The 19,122-nt window shown below is 49.2% G+C and carries 16 protein-coding genes and 1 pseudogene; 14 read left to right on the forward strand and 3 right to left on the reverse strand.

Annotated elements, in window-relative coordinates:
* Positions 1–27 precede the first annotated feature (27 nt).
* Positions 28–2,193, forward strand: coding sequence for an aldehyde ferredoxin oxidoreductase family protein (locus tag AC812_RS10945; protein ID WP_061916142.1), 2,166 nt, complete (start codon positions 28–30; stop codon positions 2,191–2,193).
* An 8-nt stretch (positions 2,194–2,201) separates the two neighbouring features.
* Here AC812_RS10945 and AC812_RS10950 read toward each other — a convergent pair whose 3' ends face one another.
* Positions 2,202–2,870, reverse strand: coding sequence for a hypothetical protein (locus AC812_RS10950; protein ID WP_061916145.1), 669 nt, complete (start codon positions 2,868–2,870; stop codon positions 2,202–2,204).
* A 339-nt stretch (positions 2,871–3,209) separates the two neighbouring features.
* On the opposite strand from AC812_RS10950, the gene glmS reads away from it, so the two are divergent.
* Positions 3,210–5,051, forward strand: coding sequence for a glutamine--fructose-6-phosphate transaminase (isomerizing) (glmS, locus tag AC812_RS10960; protein ID WP_061916151.1), 1,842 nt, complete (start codon positions 3,210–3,212; stop codon positions 5,049–5,051).
* A gap of 76 nt (positions 5,052–5,127) precedes the next feature.
* Here glmS and AC812_RS10965 read toward each other — a convergent pair whose 3' ends face one another.
* On the reverse strand, positions 5,128–5,739 hold the full coding sequence (locus AC812_RS10965; RefSeq protein WP_061916154.1) for an LOG family protein: 612 nt from the start codon (positions 5,737–5,739) through the stop codon (positions 5,128–5,130).
* A 269-nt stretch (positions 5,740–6,008) separates the two neighbouring features.
* On the opposite strand from AC812_RS10965, the gene AC812_RS10970 reads away from it, so the two are divergent.
* From AC812_RS10970 to AC812_RS10980, 3 genes are all read left to right on the forward strand, one after another.
* A complete protein-coding gene (locus AC812_RS10970; protein ID WP_145962551.1) occupies positions 6,009–8,195 on the forward strand; it encodes a cytochrome c3 family protein in 2,187 nt (728 codons plus the stop codon).
* 228 nt (positions 8,196–8,423) lie between these two features.
* Positions 8,424–9,728 (forward strand): hypothetical protein, encoded by a 1,305-nt coding sequence (locus tag AC812_RS10975; protein WP_061916160.1) that lies wholly within the window; start codon positions 8,424–8,426, stop codon positions 9,726–9,728.
* On the forward strand, positions 9,728–10,906 hold the full coding sequence (locus AC812_RS10980) for a cytochrome b/b6 domain-containing protein (RefSeq protein ID WP_061916162.1): 1,179 nt from the start codon (positions 9,728–9,730) through the stop codon (positions 10,904–10,906). The genes AC812_RS10975 and AC812_RS10980 overlap by 1 nt, the downstream gene beginning before the upstream one ends.
* 47 nt (positions 10,907–10,953) lie before the next feature.
* On the opposite strand, the gene AC812_RS10985 is transcribed toward AC812_RS10980, so the two are convergent.
* Positions 10,954–11,580, reverse strand: coding sequence for a helix-turn-helix transcriptional regulator (locus tag AC812_RS10985; RefSeq protein ID WP_061916165.1), 627 nt, complete (start codon positions 11,578–11,580; stop codon positions 10,954–10,956).
* 127 nt (positions 11,581–11,707) lie between these two features.
* Between AC812_RS10985 and AC812_RS10990 the strand changes: the two genes are divergently transcribed.
* The 9 genes and pseudogenes from AC812_RS10990 to AC812_RS11025 all read left to right on the forward strand — a co-directional run bounded on the left by AC812_RS10990 (position 11,708) and on the right by AC812_RS11025 (position 19,113).
* Positions 11,708–12,367: an NADH-quinone oxidoreductase subunit B gene (locus AC812_RS10990; RefSeq protein ID WP_061916167.1), complete on the forward strand. Its 660-nt coding sequence runs from the start codon at positions 11,708–11,710 to the stop codon at positions 12,365–12,367.
* A 91-nt stretch (positions 12,368–12,458) separates the two neighbouring features.
* Positions 12,459–12,785, forward strand: a pseudogene (locus AC812_RS18370) (NADH-quinone oxidoreductase subunit C); the annotation flags it as partial.
* 186 nt (positions 12,786–12,971) lie between these two features.
* Entirely contained in the window at positions 12,972–14,093 is a 1,122-nt protein-coding gene (locus AC812_RS18375) for an NADH-quinone oxidoreductase subunit D (RefSeq protein ID WP_061916260.1), read from the forward strand.
* Between the two features lie 16 nt (positions 14,094–14,109).
* Positions 14,110–14,724: a 4Fe-4S binding protein gene (locus AC812_RS11000; protein ID WP_061916169.1), complete on the forward strand. Its 615-nt coding sequence runs from the start codon at positions 14,110–14,112 to the stop codon at positions 14,722–14,724.
* Between the two features lie 27 nt (positions 14,725–14,751).
* On the forward strand, positions 14,752–15,072 hold the full coding sequence (locus AC812_RS11005; protein ID WP_061916172.1) for a hypothetical protein: 321 nt from the start codon (positions 14,752–14,754) through the stop codon (positions 15,070–15,072).
* A gap of 28 nt (positions 15,073–15,100) precedes the next feature.
* Positions 15,101–16,183, forward strand: coding sequence for an Mrp/NBP35 family ATP-binding protein (locus tag AC812_RS11010; protein ID WP_201797709.1), 1,083 nt, complete (start codon positions 15,101–15,103; stop codon positions 16,181–16,183).
* A gap of 5 nt (positions 16,184–16,188) precedes the next feature.
* A complete protein-coding gene (locus tag AC812_RS11015; RefSeq protein WP_061916175.1) occupies positions 16,189–17,220 on the forward strand; it encodes a PSP1 domain-containing protein in 1,032 nt (343 codons plus the stop codon).
* Positions 17,186–17,926 carry a PIG-L deacetylase family protein gene (locus AC812_RS11020; RefSeq protein ID WP_061916177.1) on the forward strand — a complete coding sequence of 247 codons (741 nt, stop codon included), beginning with the start codon at positions 17,186–17,188 and terminating at the stop codon, positions 17,924–17,926. Before AC812_RS11015 ends, AC812_RS11020 begins: the two co-directional genes overlap by 35 nt.
* Complete coding sequence (locus AC812_RS11025; RefSeq protein WP_061916179.1) at positions 17,923–19,113, forward strand: M20 metallopeptidase family protein; 1,191 nt, start codon at positions 17,923–17,925, stop codon at positions 19,111–19,113. Before AC812_RS11020 ends, AC812_RS11025 begins: the two co-directional genes overlap by 4 nt.
* Positions 19,114–19,122 lie beyond the last annotated feature (9 nt).

Raw genomic sequence — 19,122 nt, forward strand, 5'->3', positions numbered from 1 at the left:
CAAAATCTTCCAGATAAGGAGAGGCAGATGATTAAGACCGACGTGGAAAAATTGCGGAGCGCACATAAATTGCTGGCAGAGTTTCGTTATGACCTTCGCCCCGTGGTACGGGGGTATGCTAACCGAACGCTGTATGTCAATATCGGTGAAAACCGCATACAAAGCAAGTCGGTTGACGAGAAAATGAAACGAACCTTCACTGGAGGAAGAGGTTTCTGCTTGTGGCTTTTGTGGAATGCTATCCGTGACGAGACCCGCTGGAACGATCCGGAAAATGAACTGGTCATTGCCGGCGGGCCGATTGGCGGAATTACGGCTTATCCGGGCAGCGGTAAATGTACGGTTGTGACAATTTCACCATTGACCCACACGGTAATTGATAGCAACAGCGGCGGTTACTTTGGACCATACCTCAAGTTTGCTGGATGGGATGCGCTTGAAATTCAGGGGAAAGCCCAGAACGATGTCATCATTTACATAGACGGAGATGAGGGGATTGTTCGAATTGAGGAATCTCCGCTTGAACCAGAGGACACCCATCTGATCAACCGGATGTTGACCGAAATGTATGCCGATGACCCCCGCGGACTGCGTGGAATCTCAGTCATTTCAGCCGGTCAGGCAGCCAATTACAACTCCATTTGCGGTTTGAACGTTAGTTATTATGATCCGCGCCGGGATGAAGTGCGGATCAAGCAAGCTGCCCGGGGAGGTTGTGGACGGGTGCTGCGAGATAAAAAGATCAAGGCGGTTGTGGTGCGGTACAGCCAGGTCGGCGGCGACAGCAATGGGGTTGCCAACATGGACCTCATCCGAAAGGCTGGGCAACGGATCAACCGTGAAATCAGTCTGTTCGATGCTTCACAGAACGATATGCGGGGTACGGGCACCCCCTATCTGGTTGAGATCATGAACAAGTTTAATTTGCTGCCCGTGAAGAACTTCCGTTATGGGCATCATGATGATGCGCACCGGGTTGCGGGAGATGTCTGGAAGCAGAAATTTGACATGCGTGGGCCGGATGGCTGCTGGTACGGCTGTACAATGTCCTGCGCACATGGGGTTTCGCACTACACGCTGCAAACCGGCCCCTATAAAGGAGAGGAGGTCTTCGTTGATGGGCCGGAATATGAGACACTCGGCGGGCTGGCTTCCAATCTGTGTATCTTTGACCCGGCGCAGGTTCTGGAAATGAATTTTTACGCCGATACGTATGGGATTGATAGCATCTCCCTGGGCAATTCGCTGGCATTTGCCATGGAATGTTACGAACTGGGTATCATCAACAAGGAAATCACGGGTGGGTTGGAATTGACATGGGGGAATTTTGATGCGGTTATGGAATTAATCCACCAGATGGCACGCGGAGAGGGTTTTGGCGTTGTTGTCGGTCAAGGTGTGCGTGCGATGAAGCGGCTGTTTACTGAAGATTATGGGGCGGACCCCACACTTCTAAATGACATCGGGATGGAGATTAAAGGGCTGGAAATATCAGAATACCTATCCAAGGAATCGCTTGCCCAGCAGGGTGGTTATGCACTCGCAACGAAGGGACCTCAGCACGACGAAGCATGGCTGATTTTCATGGATATGGTTCACAAACAACTTCCCACATTCGAAGCCAAAGCCGAAGCCCTGCATTATTTTCCAATCTGGAGGACATGGTTCAGTCTGCATGGATTATGTAAATTGCCGTGGAATGACATCATTCCGGAAAGCAACAAGACTGCCAAGGAACCCGCAAAAGTACCGGAACATGTCGAAAATTACTGCTGGTTATACGAAGGAGTTACTGGCGAAAAGATTGACATTGACGGGATCATTGAACAATCGGAAAAGGTCTACAACTTCCAACGGATTTTCAATCTACGAATGGGATTCGGGACCCGCGAGCATGATTATCCGCCATATCGCGCGATGGGACCGGTAACACCGCCTGAGTATGAAGATCGCAGGGATTATTATGATGAGATTCTGACTAAAGAAGTCGGCGTAGATATCAGCGGTATGAGCACCGAACAGAAAATTGCCGAGTTGAGAAAATACCGGGAGAAACGGTATGACCGGCTGGTAGATGCTGTCTATCAGCGACGTGGATGGACAAAGAAGGGTATTCCTACCCTGGAAACCATCCGGCGTTTGGGAATTGATTTTCCGGATGTGCTTGACTTAGTCCAAAAACATACCGGTTGATCAATCGTTTACCTTTCAGGCAGGATTTCAACCGATGTGACCAGCAGGGTGTTGCAGCCAGCATCCGCCCAGCTGCCTCGAAAATCACCCTGCTGGTCATAACGTGCAATATCCAGGATTTCAATTCCCTTGACCCGGACGGTATCTCCTTTGCGGATAACAGATAATTGATGGTAAATCTCTTCTGTTGAAGGAACGGTATGTAATAAATTGATTGTCCCTGCTGGACGATTGGACTGATCGGTGTACCAGAAAAAGCGATGGTTGGAAACAGAGGTGCGCACCAGCGAGGGATCGGCAAATTCACCGCTGGTTACGAGAATATCGTGTGAAAGCAAAGGAAAAGCCCTTTCGTTAATTGGCGAGGCATGTCTGACTAAGCCTTCAAAAACAGCGGTGTTTTTCGATTCGTATCGAATTTTCCAGGTTTCGCCATTGCTGTCCTCCACCGAAGTAAAAGCAGAATCGATTTTCCAGGTGTCAAATTCGGGTACTGTGGTCCATAACAGGGTAATCTCGCCGGTTGAAATGGACCAAAATAAATAGCCAATCAGGAAAATCCCAATAAACAGTAAGGGAGAGCGAATCAGACACCCCAGCGGAATTAGAAGTAGCTGGCTTGTGGAGGGTTTTGGGGGTTCGCCAGTTGAAGGATTTACCGAAGGTTTATATTCCATTGCGATTGAATTATAGCAAAAGGCAGGTATAATCAGGCATTGGAGGTGATAAGCATTACAAATCTGTGAAGAGAAACGGAAAAGACCAGCGCATGGCTTCACATCTCTGAGATCCGCGAGGTGATGAAGTGACGAGGAGGAAGGTTCCCTGCTGCAAAGCAGGGTTAACCGGTGAGAACAGAATAATGCATCTGGTCACCGGGAAAATCGAGGGATCAGCGGAAGCCTTCCGGGCGTTTTGACCGCCCATCTTTTCCTGAAACATGAATTGAGCAGTAAGTGAAAATCTCTTTCCCTGAGCGGGAAAAGAGAATTCTTGAAATGTTGAAAGGAGATATTATGTGTGGCATTGTCGGCTACATTGGGGAACGCAATGCGACTCCGATTGTTCTCAATGGGTTAAAACGCCTGGAGTACCGGGGTTATGATTCAGCGGGGATTGCTGTTTTACAGAACGGCAGCATCGAAATTCGCCGAGATGCGGGAAAATTGAGTAAACTCGCCAGTCTGGTCGAAAGCCAGCCGTTAGAAGGCAACATCGGCATTGGCCATACCCGCTGGGCAACTCACGGAGAACCCAGCGCCCGAAATGCCCACCCTCACATGGGCAACAGTCGCCAGGTTGTGGTGGTGCATAACGGCATTGTTGAAAACTTCCTGGAGCTGAGAGAAGAACTCATGGAAGAGGGGGTGAATTTTAATTCCGATACCGATACTGAGGTGATTGTTCATCTGATCGAGCGTTTTCTAAGCGCTGGCACTTCGTTGGAAGAGGCAACCCGCCAGGCGTTGCGTCATTTGAAGGGTGCCCATGGCGTGGTGGTAATGTCATCCCTGGAACCGGATAAAATCATTGCGGCTCGCATCGGTAACGCCGGTGGTGTGGTCGTCGGTTTTGGCGAGAAAGAAATGTTTGTCGCCTCGGATATTCCGGCTATTTTAGATCATACCCGCCGAATGATTTTCCTGGATTCGCATCAGATGGCTGTTGTGACCCGCGAGAATGTGCGGGTGATGACATTGGATGGTAAACCTGTTCAACCACAAGAACACCTGATCAGCTGGGATCCGGTAGCGGCCGAAAAGGGGGAATACCGCCATTTTATGCAAAAAGAGATTCACGAGCAGGTGCGTTCACTGACCGACACGCTGGCTGGTCGTGTAGATTTTGATGAAGGACAGATCCGTTTGCCCCAATTAAACCTCACGCCCGACCTGGCAAGACGAATCCAGAAAATCATCATCACGGCTTGTGGTACGGCTGCTCATGCGGGCATGGTGGGCAAAGTGTTGATCGAGCGAATTGCTCGCATACCCGTTGAGGTGGATATCGCATCAGAGTTCCGTTACCGTGATCCGATTGTGGATCAAAACACGGTTGTGCTGGCGATCAGTCAATCGGGAGAAACCGCCGACACACTGGCAGCGATGGATGAAGGGCGTAAACGGGGGGCGGTTTTGTGGTCCATTGTCAACGCGATTGGTTCCCAGGCGATGCGGATTGCGGATGGATATATTTCCATGCAAACTGGCCCGGAGATTGGGGTAGCTTCCACCAAAGCGTTTACCGCGCCGCTGGTGGATTTATATATGCTGGCGGTCTTGCTGGCGGACTTGCGCGGCGTGCTGGATTCGACCAGAAGGAAACAACTGGTCAGCGATTTGCGATTGATACCGGATCTGGTTGGGCGATGCCTCGATAGGGAAAATGAGATCATCCCGGTTGCAAGAGAAATGAAGTACATTCGTAACATGCTCTATTTGGGACGGGGAATCAACATGCCGATTGCGTATGAAGGGGCATTGAAACTCAAAGAGATTTCTTACATCCATGCCGAGGCCTATCCGGCTGGGGAAATGAAACACGGTCCAATTGCGCTGGTGGATCGGGATATGCCGGTGCTGGCAATTGCCCCCCAGGATCCGTGGTATGAAAAGATGATCAGCCAGATTGAGCAAGCCAAAACCCGCGGAGGGAGTGTGATTGTGGTGGCAACCGAAGGGGATACACGGGTGCCAGAACTGGCAGATCACGTTTTTTGGGTGCCGCCAACGCCATGGCTGCTTTCCCCCGTGGTAACGGTCATTCCGCTTCAGCTGTTTGCCTATCATATTGCCTCTCTGCGGGGATTGGACGTGGATCAGCCCCGCAATCTGGCAAAAAGTGTAACCGTTGAATAGTTTTTGAAGCGGTAAACGGGCTGAACGGTCTTCCCCGTAAGTGGGAAGACCGTTTTTTTTACATGTTCAGTTCTCCTTAGGGATTTTCGGAAAAAGAAGGCCGGTTAACCCAATTTTCCAGATCTTCGGGAAAACGATGATTTTGTAGTTTGATGAGTAATTGATGAGGGTTTTCTTCAACCACGAATAGTTCACGATGATTGGAGTAAATGAACCCTTCTTTTTGAGCATGTTCAATCAAAGAAATCAGGGGGACGAAATAGTTATTGATATTCAACATTCCCAGTGGTTTGCGATGGATGCCAATTTGAGTCCAGGTAAGGGTTTCGAATAATTCGTCAAAGGTGCCAAAACCACCCGGCAAGGCGATAAATGCGTCTGCCAACCGGCTCATCAAGGCTTTGCGCTGGTGCATGTTCTCCACAATTCTTAATTCACTGAGTTGATTGTGAATTAACTGTGGTTGAAAAAGAGAGCGGGGCACTACTCCAATAACCATTGCGCCGGCGTTTAGAGCCGCATCGGCCAGAGCGCCCATCAAGCCGGTTTTTCCACCCCCACAAATAATCTGGATACGGTTTTTTGCCAGCATGATCCCCAATTCTGCGGCTCCGTTCAGATAAGAGGGGGAGAGGTGGTCGGCAGAGCCGGCGAATACACAGATTGAGTGGATGGTATGGATTGTCATAAGCCTATTTTATAGGAATTTTCGGTAAAAATGAGGGTATTGTTTGTATCACCCCAAAGTACATGACATTCGTCCTAATTTGACTGTAATATCAGAATTCAGACCAATTTAATATTGTATTAAGATAACAGAGTCGGTATAATTTTCTCTAATGAGGTTTTAATCTGATCCAAAGGAGGTGGTTATCTGCAGGAATTTTTATGAGGTATCCTGAGAATTTTTTTACACCCAATTTCCCAAAAAATTTTAGAGAAAGGATGGAGAGCAATATGACAAGAAGACTACTCAAAGGCTTCCTCATGGTCGCCCTGTTTGTAGTAGTTGGAGTTGTTTTAACGGCCTGTCAACAAGCAACTCCAGAGCCAACGCAGCCGCCCGCTCCACCACAACCAACTGCCGTGCCCTGTCCAACATCTGCACCCTGCCCGGCTGCACCAGATTTATCCAGCGAGGTGCCGTATTATGCTTTGTGGATGAATTCGGGACACGCGGATGCAACTGCTGAGGCCTTCCGCCACTGGGATAGCGAAAATCCTGCTGAAGTTCCTCCAACTTGTGCCAAGTGCCACAGCAGCGCCGGTTTCCTGGATTATATCGGGGCGGATGGCAGCCAGGCATTTGCTGTAGATAAGCCGGCACCAACCGACACGGTTATCAACTGCAATACCTGTCATAATCCTTCTACCGAATCCCTCACCACAGTGAAGTTCCCCTCTGGTGTGGAATTGACCGGTTTGGGACGGGAAGCCGTGTGTATGACTTGCCACCAAGGCAATGCTTCAATGGTGCAGGTAGATGAAGCCATCCAAAAAGCCGGCGCGACGGATGAAGATGCGGTTGTCGGAGAACTTGGCTTTATCAATATCCACTACTACGCGGCTGCAGTCAGCCGGTACGGAGCTCAAGTCAAAGGCGGCTATCAATATCCCGGAAAATCTTATGATGTATTGTTTGAACATGTCTCCGGTGTGCAGGCTTGCCAGGATTGCCACAATTCTCACTCCCTGGAGTTGAAGACGGAGAGTTGCGTGAGCTGCCATCCGGGTGCCAACTCGGTTGAAGGGGTGCGGGCAATCCGCATGGCGTCTTCTCTGACCGATTACGATGGAGATGGCGACATCAAAGAAGGATTAGCGGATGAAATCGCCGGTTTAAGGGATATGTTATACACCGCCATACAAGCGTACGCCAAAGAAGTAGCCGGTACGGCAATTGTCTATGACAAAAATGCCTATCCATACTTTTTCATTGACACGAACGAGAATGGCAGTGTTGATGAAGGCGAAGCCATCTTCCCGAACAAATATGCCTCGTGGACGCCCCGTTTGGAAAAGGCTGCCTTCAACTTCCAGGTGGCAATGAAAGATCCCGGCGGTTATGCTCATGGTGGAAAATACATCATCCAACTTCTGTACGACTCGATTGAAAACCTGAACGAAAAACTTGCCACACCGGTAGATTTGAGTATGGCGAATCGGGTGGATGCGGGTCACTTTGATGGTTCGGCTGAAGCCTTCCGGCACTGGGATGCGGAAGGTAAAGTTCCGAATGCCTGTGTCAAGTGTCACACGGCTGACGGCTTACCGCAATTCATTGCAGAAGGTGTCAATATTTCAATGATGCCTTCCAATGGCCTGCGCTGCGAAACCTGCCATAATGATCTGTCCACCTTCTCGTTGTACCAGGTCGAAACGGTCACTTTCCCCAGTGGTGCAAAGTTGGGGTTTGAAAACAGCCCGAATGACAACTTGTGTCTCAACTGTCACCAGGGCCGAGAATCGACCGTGAGTGTCAACCGAGCCATCGCGGGGTTGGAACCGGATACTCCCTCCGATAAATTGACCTTCCGCAATGTTCACTACTTTGCTGCAGGTGCAACGCTATTCGGATCGGAGGCGCAGGGCGTTTATCAGTACGCTGGCAAAGAATATGCTGGCAAGTTTGAACATATTCCCAATTATCAAGCCTGCTCGGATTGCCATGATGCCCACAAACTCACGGTTGAGGAGGGCGCCTGCCGGGCTTGCCATCAGGTAGAGGATGTTACCCAGATTCGTCTCGAAGATCCGAAGGTGGATTATGATGGCGATGGGGATGTAAATGAAGGCATCAAGGGTGAAATTGACACTCTGGCCGAGATCCTCTATCAAGCCATTCGTACTTACGCTAAGGATGTAGCGGGTTCACCGATTGCATACTCGCCAACTGCTTATCCCTACTTCTTTGTGGATACAAACGAAGATGGGGTGGCATCCCCCGATGAGGCGATCTTCCCCAATCGCTATGTATCCTGGACTCCGAGACTTTTGCAGGCGGCATACAATTACCAGTATGTCCAGAAAGATCCGGGCGGGTACGTGCACAACGGCAAATACATCCTGCAAGTGCTGTATGATTCAATTGTGGATTTGAGCAGCAAAGTGCAGGTCAATACGGCTAATCTCAAGCGGCCGTAAGCCAGCCCAAGCAATTCAAAAAAAATCAAACCCTGCAATCAGCAGGGTTTGATTTTTAGTGTCAAGTATCATTGCATAAATAGGATGAATTTCATGGTTTTTCGTGAGTGACAGGAAAGAATTATTTGGAGTTTAATGTATAATTAATTTTGTTTACCAATCTTGTCTTATCGTAAATGTAGTGTTTCCCGGTGATCGAATCCCTTTGGGTAAGGAGCATTCATACTCATGGCTAACCGTTACAGATATTCTTCAAGGCTGCTTGTGGTTGCAATTGCCGTGGTGTTCGTTGCAATTGGCCTGGCAGGAGTCGTTTCTCAAAATAAGCCACAAATAGTGTTGGCCGAAGCGCCTTTGGTAGAGAAAGGGCAATTGCCGAACAATGCGGCTTGTCTTTCCTGTCACATGGTTGAAGGCCAGGTTAAGGAATTTCCAAATGGGGACTTAATTTCGGTGGTAATTGCTCCTGAGACCTACGGTCTTTCGGCTCATGCTACGTTAAGTTGTCAGGTTTGTCACACCAATATCAGCGGATATCCGCACCCTGAAAATTTGGCTCAATCCAGCCGGGATTACACTTTGCAATATCAGAATACCTGCAATCAGTGTCATCCATCTCAGGCAACAGAACTATTAGACAGCGTTCATTCAAAAATAATGGCAGAAGGCAATTTGAATGCGCCCATTTGTGCGGATTGTCATAATCCTCACGAACAACCGAAAATCAAAAAGGACGAGCAGGGCCGTCTGACGGCTGTCGAACATGCGCAATCTGCAATGGTGTGCGGACAGTGTCATAGCACGATTTACGAGGATTATGCCAAGAGCGTACATGGTACTGGTGTGTTGGTGGATAAAAATCCGGACGTGCCCTCTTGCATTGATTGTCATGGCGTTCATAGCGTAAGGGGGCCAATCGGTGGAGCAGCGTTCCGATTATCTTCTCCCAAGATTTGTGCGGACTGCCACACGAACGAAGAAATTATGTCCAAGTATGGGCTTTCGACTCAAGTGCTGCAAACTTATATTGCAGACTTTCATGGAACAACGGTAACCTTGTTTGAAAAACTTGACCCGGATCAACAAATCAATATGCCGGTTTGTTACGATTGCCATGGCGTTCATGACATTCGCCGGGCGGATGATCCGGAAAAGGGATTGCAAGTCAAGCAAAATCTACTGGCTACCTGTCAGAAGTGTCACCCCGACGCTACCGAAAACTTCCCGGATGCCTGGTTGAGTCACTATATACCTGACCGCAATCGTTACCCGCTGGTGTATTGGGTGAATGAATTCTACAAGTATTTCATTCCAACGGTGTTGGGTGGCATGGGATTGTTTGTGGTCAGTGATATTTACCGACGATGGGTTGTAGATCGACGGAAGAAAAATTCCATTCCTGCCGAAACCGTTGTTGAAAGCCAGAAGGAGACACAGGACAGTGACTCCCTTCAAGACCAACAGGAAATTAAATCTGTAGAAGAAGAAAATCAAATCACTGATGAGAAACGGCAGGATGAGGAGAATTCGTGATGAGCGAGAATCAGAAAACCTACACCCGCTTTAGTCTGGCTGAGCGAATTGAGCATATTGTACTGATTGCCTCTTTCACCACCCTGGCAGTTACCGGTTTGGTGCAGAAGTTTGCTCAAAGTTCAATCTCGATTTCGATTATTGCTGCGTTGGGCGGAATTGAAATAACCCGCATCATTCACCGCGCCGCCGCGATTGTGTTCCTGGTACAGGCAATTTACCATCTGGTTGCGATTGGATATAAACTGTATGTTCAACGTAAGGAAGCCAGCATGCTGCCGGGATTTAAGGATTTGCAGGATGCTTTTCAGCATTTCCTTTACAATCTTGGATTGAGGAAAGAACGCCCCAAGATGGATCGGTATAACTTTGTCGAAAAAGCAGAGTATTGGGCGATGGTGTGGGGATTAGTGCTGATGGCCTTGACCGGGTTCATGATGTGGAATCCAATTGCCACAGCCCGCATTCTGCCGGGACAGGCCATCCCGGCAGCAAAAGTCGCTCATGGCGCAGAGGCTATTCTGGCAGTACTGGCTATTTTTATCTGGCATTTTTATCATGTCCACTTGAGAACTTTTAACAAAAGCATGTTCACCGGGAAATTGAGCCGGCATGAAATGGAAGAAGAACATGCGTTGGAATTGGAAAAAATCGAGAAGGGGCTGCTCCCACCGCCTCCCTCGCCGGAAGAATTAAAGCGAAGAAAACGAATTTACTACCCGGTTGCGGCTGTGTTGAGCCTGATTCTCTTGTTTTTTGTTTATCGCTTTGTAACCTATGAGCAAACGGCAATTACGACCATTCCGCCGGTTTCAGCCCAATCAGAGAATGTATTTGTTCCGCAAACTCCCACTCCACTGCCTACTCGGCCACCAACGCCCACGTCGATCCCCACTCCGGCAGGACAATCTTTTGAAGGGCCGCTGAGTTGGAATAACGGCATTGGTCAGATTCTCGTTCAACGCTGCGGCAGTTGTCATGGGGCAATGGGCGGTTTGGCTCTGAATAGTTATGAGACCGCCATGAAAGGTGGAAGGTCGGGTGCGGTGATTGTAGCCGGGGATAGCGAAGCAAGCCGGCTGGTCACCACGGTTCGAGATGGAAATCACCCCGGTAAGTTTGAGCCACAAGAACTCGAACTAATTATCCGCTGGATTCAAGAAGGGGCTCAAGAATAACCACAAATTTAAGTAGTTGAAAGAAAAAGCCGTAAATTGGAAATGATTTACGGCTTTTTCTTTTGCTGAGTGGTAACTGAAAATCGACAGGTGAACGGAGATGAATGGTTGGGATGAATGTGCTGTTCGAGGGTTATTTTTGTTTCCAGATGATTTTGGAGAATCAATCTATCCATTTCGCACAACTGTGGAAATTGAGACAGTAACTGGCGGTAAGGACAATTGGTGAAGATGATGCACGGGCCGTTTGGACGGGCTTCCCAGCGGGCTGCATAACCGGATAGGTTCAGACGATTGACCAGTTGAATGATTTTGGGGGTGAACGAGCCGGGAGGGGTGGGTTTGGGCGGAAAAAGTTGATTGGAGAGCCTTTGCAAGTTATATTCCTGGCTGACGGTTGAATCATTCAAGAGAAGAGAGAGGGCTGCTCCTGCCAATAAAAGAATGTTATTGGGCTTGATATTTGGAGAAATCACGTAGGTTCGCGCTGGCCGGCCGCGTTGACCATTTTTGGTTGTTGAAGAGAGCGTTACCAAATTTTGTTTAAGCAAGCTGGATAGATGATAACGGATATCGGCTGGTGTAACCCGAAGGGCGTGACTGATCTGACGTACTGTGGAATCGGGCTTTTCCGAGAGATATTCAAGGATTTGTTGAGCAGTGTGCGGACCCATGATTAATTACGCAAAAATATTTTATCTTAATTATCAATTGACAGTCAAGCAGGATGCGGTAGAATAATGGTTAACTTCAATCTTTTGCCAAATTTTCCCCACGGTCTGCTCCGAGAAAGGTTTTCCGATGGATGAGTCTCTGAATTCTGCGGGTTATGAAATTCCTCCCGAAATGCAGGGTCAGGTTGCCGTAACCACACTGGATAAGATCTATAATTGGAGCCGGAAAAATTCGCTATGGCCGATGATGTTTGGGCTGGCATGTTGTGCAATTGAAATGATTGGTACGGCGGCCAGCCGCTTTGATTTTTCTCGATTTGGGATGGAAGTCATGCGCCCCAGTCCGCGACAGGCGGATTTGATGATTGTTTCCGGCACAGTGACCAAGAAAATGATTCCTCAGATTGTGCGGTTGTACAATCAAATGCCAGAGCCGCGCTATGTAATCGCTATGGGGGCTTGTGCTTCGGGCGGGGGACCTTTCAAGGAGGGCTATACGGTGGTGGCGGGGGTGGATAAGTTCATCCCGGTGGATGTATACATCCCCGGCTGTCCACCCACTCCGCAGGCTTTGCTGCATGGGTTTATCACCCTGATGAAAAAGATTGAAAAACAATCGTTGCGAAGCGTGCCGTGGTATCAAAAAAAACCAGGCGAACCCATTCCTATCCCCGTCCTTGGTCCGGATTTGATGGACCCGCGGAAATTTGATCTGATCAAGCAGGTTTGCAAGCCGATAGAAGTACAGGCGAATGAACAGCCGGAGGGAGAAACCGGTCATGAATGAACAAATTGAACTCCAAGCATCCAGCCTAACCGATAAATTTCCTGAAATCGTCTCACTGGATACCAGAACGGGCTACACTGGATTTTTGGTAATGCCAGAAAATCTGATTACTGTCGCACAAACCTTACGGGATGAGTTTGGCTACGATTATCTTTCCTCGGTCACCGGCGTGGATTACCTGCCGGAAAATAAGATGGAAGTGGTTTATCATTTTTATAGAACCACCGGAGGTGGAGCGCTGGTACTGAAAACCCAGGTGGATCGCGAAAATCCGGTTGTGCCATCGCTCACACCGCTATATCCGGGGGCTGAGTTTCAGGAACGCGAGGCATGGGATTTGCTGGGTATACGTTTTGCAAATCATCCGGACCTTCGGCGGATTCTGACCTGGGAGGGCTTCTACGGTCACCCTTTGCGAAAGGACTGGAAAGAACCGTTCTTTGAAGAGGAGACCAAACCTTTCAAAAGCCGTTGGCCGGAAGGTCATGTTTATCGAGCGGAGGATAAAAATCCATTCCATGATAATGTTCAATACCCACCAGGATTTGACCCCGAACAATGGTCACCTGAGACCGATGAATTGCTCTACGCCGGTTTAAAAAGGGTGGATAAATCAGATGACTTCTTAACCGAGCAAGTGGTGGTCAATCTTGGACCTCAGCATCCCTCAACGCATGGGGTTTTCCGTATGGTGGTGGTGCTGGATGGAGAAACCGTAGTTGATCTGAAACCCATCATGGGCTATCTCCATCGCAACCATGAGAAAATCGGCGAACGTAATACTTTTTTGCAAAATATGCCATTCACTGACCGGCTGGATTATGTATGCTCGATGAGCAATAATTTTGGTTATGCTTTGGCGGTTGAAAAGTTAATGGGAATTCAGCCACCGGAACGGGCGGAATACATCCGGGTCATGATGGCTGAACTGACCCGCTTTTTGAATCATATTTTTTCAATTGGCTTTCTGTTGAATGATCTGGGAGCGTTTTTTACGCCGATGCTATATGCGCTGGAAGAGCGGGAATTGATTCTGGATGTGTTCGAGGCGGTTTCCGGCTCACGGATGATGTGCAACTATTTTCGTTTTGGGGGTGTGGCGCGGGATATTCCAGATGAGGTCATGGAAAAAATCCGCAAACTTGTGTTGGAGCGCCTGCCCAGAAAACTGGACGAGATGGATTACTTCATCACCAACAATGAAATCGTGCGCGGCCGTTGTGAGGGAGTCGGAGTATTAACCGCCGAACGCGCCATTGCGCTGTCGGCTTCCGGGCCGGTTTTGCGGGCTTCGGGTGTGGCTTACGATGTTCGCCGGGCTGACCCATACAGTATTTATGACCGATTTGAGTTCGATATTCCCGTGCGTTACAATGGGGATATTTATGACCGCTACCTGCTGCGGCTGGACGAAATGCGCCAGAGTTTGCGAATTCTCCAGCAGGTAATGAGGGATATACCCGAAGGACCAATCATGAGCGGTAAACCGCAATATCAAGTCCGAGTACCCGCGGGCGAGTCATATGGAAGGGTTGAAGGCCCGAAAGGCGAGTTGGGTTTTTATGTGGTGTCGAACGGCAAACCCAATCCATGGCGATATCATGTGCGTGCACCAACATTTATCAACCTGACCAGTCTGGCGGAAATGTGCCGCGGTCAAAAAATTGCCGATGTGGTGACCATCCTCGGCTCGATTGATATTGTGTTGGGCGAAGTAGACCGATGAGGCGCAAGGAGAAAAAATGATCACTGGAAGCGGCATCTTAAGAGGATTGTGGACGACCTTCCGGCACTTTATCAAGACCTACCTTGAAGACCTGCGGAGTGGAAAAAAACGCTACTTCACTAAAGAGGGAATTGAACTCAGACGCAGTCCGGATGTAGAAGGCATCTTTACAATCCAATATCCAGAAGAAAAACTACCCGTACCCGAAGAATTTCGCTACATTCCTTTTTTGGTGTATGATGAAGGCGAAAACGGTGAGAAAGAAATTCGCTGTACCTCATGTGGAATCTGCGCGAAGGTGTGTCCGCCGCAATGCATCTGGATTGTGCGAACGAATGACCCGGTAACAGGCAAACCAATCCCACAGCCAAAAGAGTTTTACATTGATGTGGACATCTGTATGAATTGTGGATTCTGTGCCGAATTTTGTCCGTTTGATGCAATCAAGATGGATCACGATTATGAAATCGCCTCGTACGACCGTTTTAAAGAGCATATCTTTGATCTGGAGCGCTTGAGCAAGCCGGCTTCGTACTACGCTCAAATCCGACCGACGAATTTTGCAAGGGAAGAAGCCGCCCGGGCTGAAAAAGAAGCCCAAAAAGCGGCCGCCAGAAAGGTAAACCCTTAATTTCGACTTTCGAGGAAACCCAACCCCATGTATAATAGCGATACGGAAGTGATGTTTCCTCCGCGGGTCATCAGCCATTTGCGCAATTTACGCGGAGTTGAATGGCAAGCATTAATCGATCAGGTTTGCTCTGCCGAAGCAAGTTTGGTAGATCGCGCAGCCTTCACCTTGATGATGGTGCGATTGGGCGGTTGCCAGACCTGCACCATTGATTCGTACCGCGGCATGCGGGGTTGTACCATGTGTGCCAGACAAACCATACGACGTTTTCGTGGAGCAGACCACGAGCTGGTTAAGCAATTTGAACACTGCAAAAGCGAAGTGCAACAATTCGTTAATAAAATCTGAGAATGATAAAGAAACGTGAGGAAGATTAATGAATTCACCTATAATTTCCAAAGAAGCCGTCCTTGCAGCTTTAAGCAAGGTTGAGGAGCCGGAATTGCATCAAGATCTGGTTTCGCTCAATATGGTTCAAAACCTCCAGATTGAGGATGGTAAGGTAAATTTTGATATTGTACTGACAACGCCAGCCTGTCCCTTAAAAGGAAAAATTGAAGCCGAAGCACGTCAAGCGGTCCTTTCGGTTCCGGGAGTGAAGGAAGTCAATATCCGCTTTGATGCGTATGTTCGTAACGATGGACATGCGCGTGGATTGATGGAAATTCCGGTTAAAAATGCGGTGGCGGTTGCATCTGGCAAAGGCGGAGTGGGAAAAACCACTGTGGCGGTGAACCTTGCCGTTGCATTAGCCCAAAGTGGAGCGCGGATTGGGCTTTTGGATGCAGACATTTATGGCCCAAATGTGCCGCGCATGATGGGGGTTGACCGTCTCCCGCCGATTCAGGGAGAAAAGATCAAACCCGCCGAAGCCTATGGGGTAAAGGTCATGTCTATTGGCTTTTTAGTGCCACCTGGTAAAGCGTTGATCTGGCGCGGCCCAATGCTACATTCTGCCATTCGGCAATTTTTGGGAGATGTGGATTGGGGATTGCTGGATTATCTGATTATTGATCTGCCACCGGGAACTGGAGATGCCCAGCTCAGTCTGGCACAATCCATGCCACTTAGCGGAGGGGTCATCGTTACCCTGCCGCAGGCAGTTTCGCTGGAGGATGCCAGTCGTGGGATTCAAATGTTTGAGCAGTTGAATGTCCCGATATTGGGTGTTATTGAAAATATGAGTTATTTACAAATGCCGGATGGGACGGTTGTGGACGTGTTTGGGAGAGGGGGAGGAGAAATACTGGCCAAACAGCATCAGGCGCCTTTCCTGGGGGTGATTCCTTTGGAACCGGCCGTAAGAGTGGGTGGCGATGAAGGAAAACCGATTGTTCTTTCCCAACCAGAATCGGCAGCCGGTAAAGCCTTACGGCAAATAGCAGAACATCTGGCTGCTCAATTGAGCATTGCTGCCTTCAAAAGACAAGGCGGCGTAAAAATTGAAATGGTGGAGTAAATTGAATGGAAACAACTGCTGTTCAGCAGATTGTTGGAGTCCGGTTTTCAAAAGTCGGAAAGATTTATCACTTCCAGGCGACCAATCTGCCTCCCTTACGGGTGGGTGATTCGGTGGTGGTTGAAACGGCCCGCGGCTGGCAAATTGGGGAGGTTGCTCAAATTATTAAAGAACCGATGCAACCGCCCGATGGTGGCTGGAAAGCGGTTGAGCGAGTGGCTACCCCGCGGGATTTGTTGCTGCGTCAGTTGTGGCAGCTAAGGGAGCTGGATGTAGTTGAGGTATGTCGAAAACGGGCTGTCGAATTGCGGCTCCAAAACCTAAAGGTGGTTGCTGCCGAATATAGTTTCGATGGTTCGCGATTGACAATTTTATATTCGACGGAAGGGGAAGAACGAGTTGATTTGAAATCCCTGCGGCAGGATATGCAGCGTCAATACGCGCCCGCGGTGGTTGAGCTGCGTCAAATTGGTCCGCGGGATGTTGCCAAGTTGCTTGGCGGCATGGGTGCCTGTGGTCTTGAAACCCGCTGTTGTTCGCGCTTTTTAACCGAATTCAGTTCAATCTCCATTCGCATGGCGAAGGAACAAGGAATTTCGCTGACGCCGACCGAAATCACCGGAATGTGCGGACGTTTGCGCTGCTGCTTGATTTATGAGTATGATACCTACGTTGAGGCACGCAAAGGTCTGCCGAAGCGCAATAAACGAATTGCCACTCCACTGGGCGAAGGGAAGGTCATTGACGTCTTGCCGCTGGTGGGAAAAGTGCGTGTGGACATACCGGAAGTTGGGGTAAGGGAGTTTACCAGAGAGGAAATCCTGGCGTTCAGCGAACCACCCGTTGAAAGTGGCATTGCTGAGGTTATACCGGAAGAAAATGGGGAAGAGTTCTATTCAGAAGAAGAATTGACCGGGAGGGATGAAATAAATCAGCCCGAATCCCCTTCAGTTCAACCGGATTTATCTTCTAACAGACCCAAGCGACGTTCGGGAGGGAGAGGTGGACGAAGAAAACGTGGACCAAAAAAATCCTGAAAAATGGTCGAGTCCACAGAAAATTCTGGTAATTCTGGCTCATCCGGATGATCCAGAATTTTTTTGTGGCGCGACGGTCGCCCGTTGGACGCGCATGGGTCATACCGTTGAGTATTGTTTACTCACCCGCGGGGATAAAGGTGTGCGAGGCGAAATTGTGGAGCGAGAGACCTTATCGCGTCTGCGCGAAGAGGAACAAAATCGAGCGGCGGAGATTTTGGGAGTAAGCCAGGTTCGGTTTCTAGATTTTGAAGATGGTTATCTTCAACCGGATCTGATAGCCCGTGGTAAAGTTGTGGCAGTGATCCGGGAGGTCAAGCCGGACGTGGTGGTGACCAGCGATCCGACCAATTTCTTTCACCGAGAAGACCGCATCAACCATCCCGATCATCGAATCGCCGGACAGATTGTCTGCGAGGCGGTCTACCCGGCAAGCGGCAATCCGTTATACTACCCGGAATTGTTGGAAAAAGGATTGTCACCTCATGAAATCAAAGAATTGTGGTTGACACTTACGGCGCAACCGAATATGATGATAGATGTAACCGAAACATGGGAATTGAAAATCGCAGCTTTGAGGCAGCACCGCAGCCAAATTGGAGATATGGAAGAGATGGAGCGGATGCAGCGCCAGCGGCGAACTGCTGACAGCAGCGAAGACAAGCCTCGTTATGTGGATTTCTTTCGGAGAATCAAGTTTCGATGAATAATATAATTCGATTTGTCGGAAAAGCAGAATCGTTATTTTCGTATAGCCAAAAATTGCGGCGAGATTTTCACCGATACCCTGAGCTGGGCTTTCGCGAATACCGCACTGCAGAAGTTGTTGCGCGGGAATTACGCTCGTTAGGGCTGGAAGTTACCACCGGGGTTGCGGAGACGGGCGTTACTGCCATCCTTGAAGGCAATCAACCCGGGCGGGTGGTAATGCTGCGGTTCGACATGGATGCGTTACCGATTGATGAGCAAACCGGTGCTGAGTACGCCTCCCAACACCCTGGTGTGATGCATGCCTGTGGTCACGATGGCCACATGGCGATCGGCTTAACTGTGGCGCGCCTGTTGCAGGAAAATCGAGAGGCCATTCACGGAACGATCAAACTGGTCTTTCAGCCGGCAGAAGAAGGACTTGGCGGCGCGGAGCGAATGGTTGCCGAACAGGTATTGGAAAATCCCAAGGTGGATATTTGTTTGGGATTGCATTTATGGAATGAAAAACCCCTCGGTTGGGCAGCGGTCGTACCTGGGGCGTTTATGGCAGGTGCCGATTTTTTCACCGTGCGTATTTTAGGAAAAGGCGGACACGGCGGCCTGCCGGAAACAACAATCGACCCAATCGTGGCGGCGTCTCAGGTTGTTATGGCCTTGCAAACCATTGTTTCGCGCAATATTGCACCACTTGAATCGGCGGTTGTCAGTGTGACTCAGATGGCAGCCGGAAGTGCCTATAATGTGATCCCCAATCAAGCCGAATTGCGGGGTACAATTCGAAACTTTTTACCAGAAGTTCGGGATGTGGTTTTAGCCCGCTTGGAACAAATCGTTCGATCAATTGCCCTGGGGATGAACTGTGAAGCCGAAATTGAGTTACAACGACTGACATGGCCGGTCGTAAATCACCCTCGCGTGACGGAAATTGTTCAGGGAGTGCTCAAAACCCTTTTGCCGGAATATCGAAATGAGAGTAATTACCGGAGTATGGTATCAGAGGATATGGCGGTTTTCCTCAATCAAGTTCCCGGTTGCTTTTTCTTCATTGGCAGCGGCAACCCGGAAAAGGGGTTGAACGCCAGTCACCATCACCCAAAATTTGATTTCGATGAGCAGGTACTGCCGAAAGCAGCGGCGATTCTGGCTGGGGCGGCAGTCGAATTGGGAAAATCCCAGCTGTAATGTTGGAAC

Origin of the sequence: Bellilinea caldifistulae (assembly GCF_001306055.1) — a bacterium.
Lineage (GTDB): Bacteria > Chloroflexota > Anaerolineae > Anaerolineales > Anaerolineaceae > Bellilinea > Bellilinea caldifistulae.

Coding starts and splice junctions, on each gene's coding strand:
- AC812_RS10945 (WP_061916142.1), top strand. CDS start 28: ATGATTAAGACCGACGTGGAAAAATTGCGGAGCGCACATAAATTGCTG.
- AC812_RS10950 (WP_061916145.1), bottom strand. CDS start 2,870: ATGGAATATAAACCTTCGGTAAATCCTTCAACTGGCGAACCCCCAAAA.
- glmS (WP_061916151.1), top strand. CDS start 3,210: ATGTGTGGCATTGTCGGCTACATTGGGGAACGCAATGCGACTCCGATT.
- AC812_RS10965 (WP_061916154.1), bottom strand. CDS start 5,739: ATGACAATCCATACCATCCACTCAATCTGTGTATTCGCCGGCTCTGCC.
- AC812_RS10970 (WP_145962551.1), top strand. CDS start 6,009: ATGACAAGAAGACTACTCAAAGGCTTCCTCATGGTCGCCCTGTTTGTA.
- AC812_RS10975 (WP_061916160.1), top strand. CDS start 8,424: ATGGCTAACCGTTACAGATATTCTTCAAGGCTGCTTGTGGTTGCAATT.
- AC812_RS10980 (WP_061916162.1), top strand. CDS start 9,728: ATGAGCGAGAATCAGAAAACCTACACCCGCTTTAGTCTGGCTGAGCGA.
- AC812_RS10985 (WP_061916165.1), bottom strand. CDS start 11,580: ATGGGTCCGCACACTGCTCAACAAATCCTTGAATATCTCTCGGAAAAG.
- AC812_RS10990 (WP_061916167.1), top strand. CDS start 11,708: ATGGATGAGTCTCTGAATTCTGCGGGTTATGAAATTCCTCCCGAAATG.
- AC812_RS11000 (WP_061916169.1), top strand. CDS start 14,110: ATGATCACTGGAAGCGGCATCTTAAGAGGATTGTGGACGACCTTCCGG.
- AC812_RS11005 (WP_061916172.1), top strand. CDS start 14,752: ATGTATAATAGCGATACGGAAGTGATGTTTCCTCCGCGGGTCATCAGC.
- AC812_RS11010 (WP_201797709.1), top strand. CDS start 15,101: ATGAATTCACCTATAATTTCCAAAGAAGCCGTCCTTGCAGCTTTAAGC.
- AC812_RS11015 (WP_061916175.1), top strand. CDS start 16,189: ATGGAAACAACTGCTGTTCAGCAGATTGTTGGAGTCCGGTTTTCAAAA.
- AC812_RS11025 (WP_061916179.1), top strand. CDS start 17,923: ATGAATAATATAATTCGATTTGTCGGAAAAGCAGAATCGTTATTTTCG.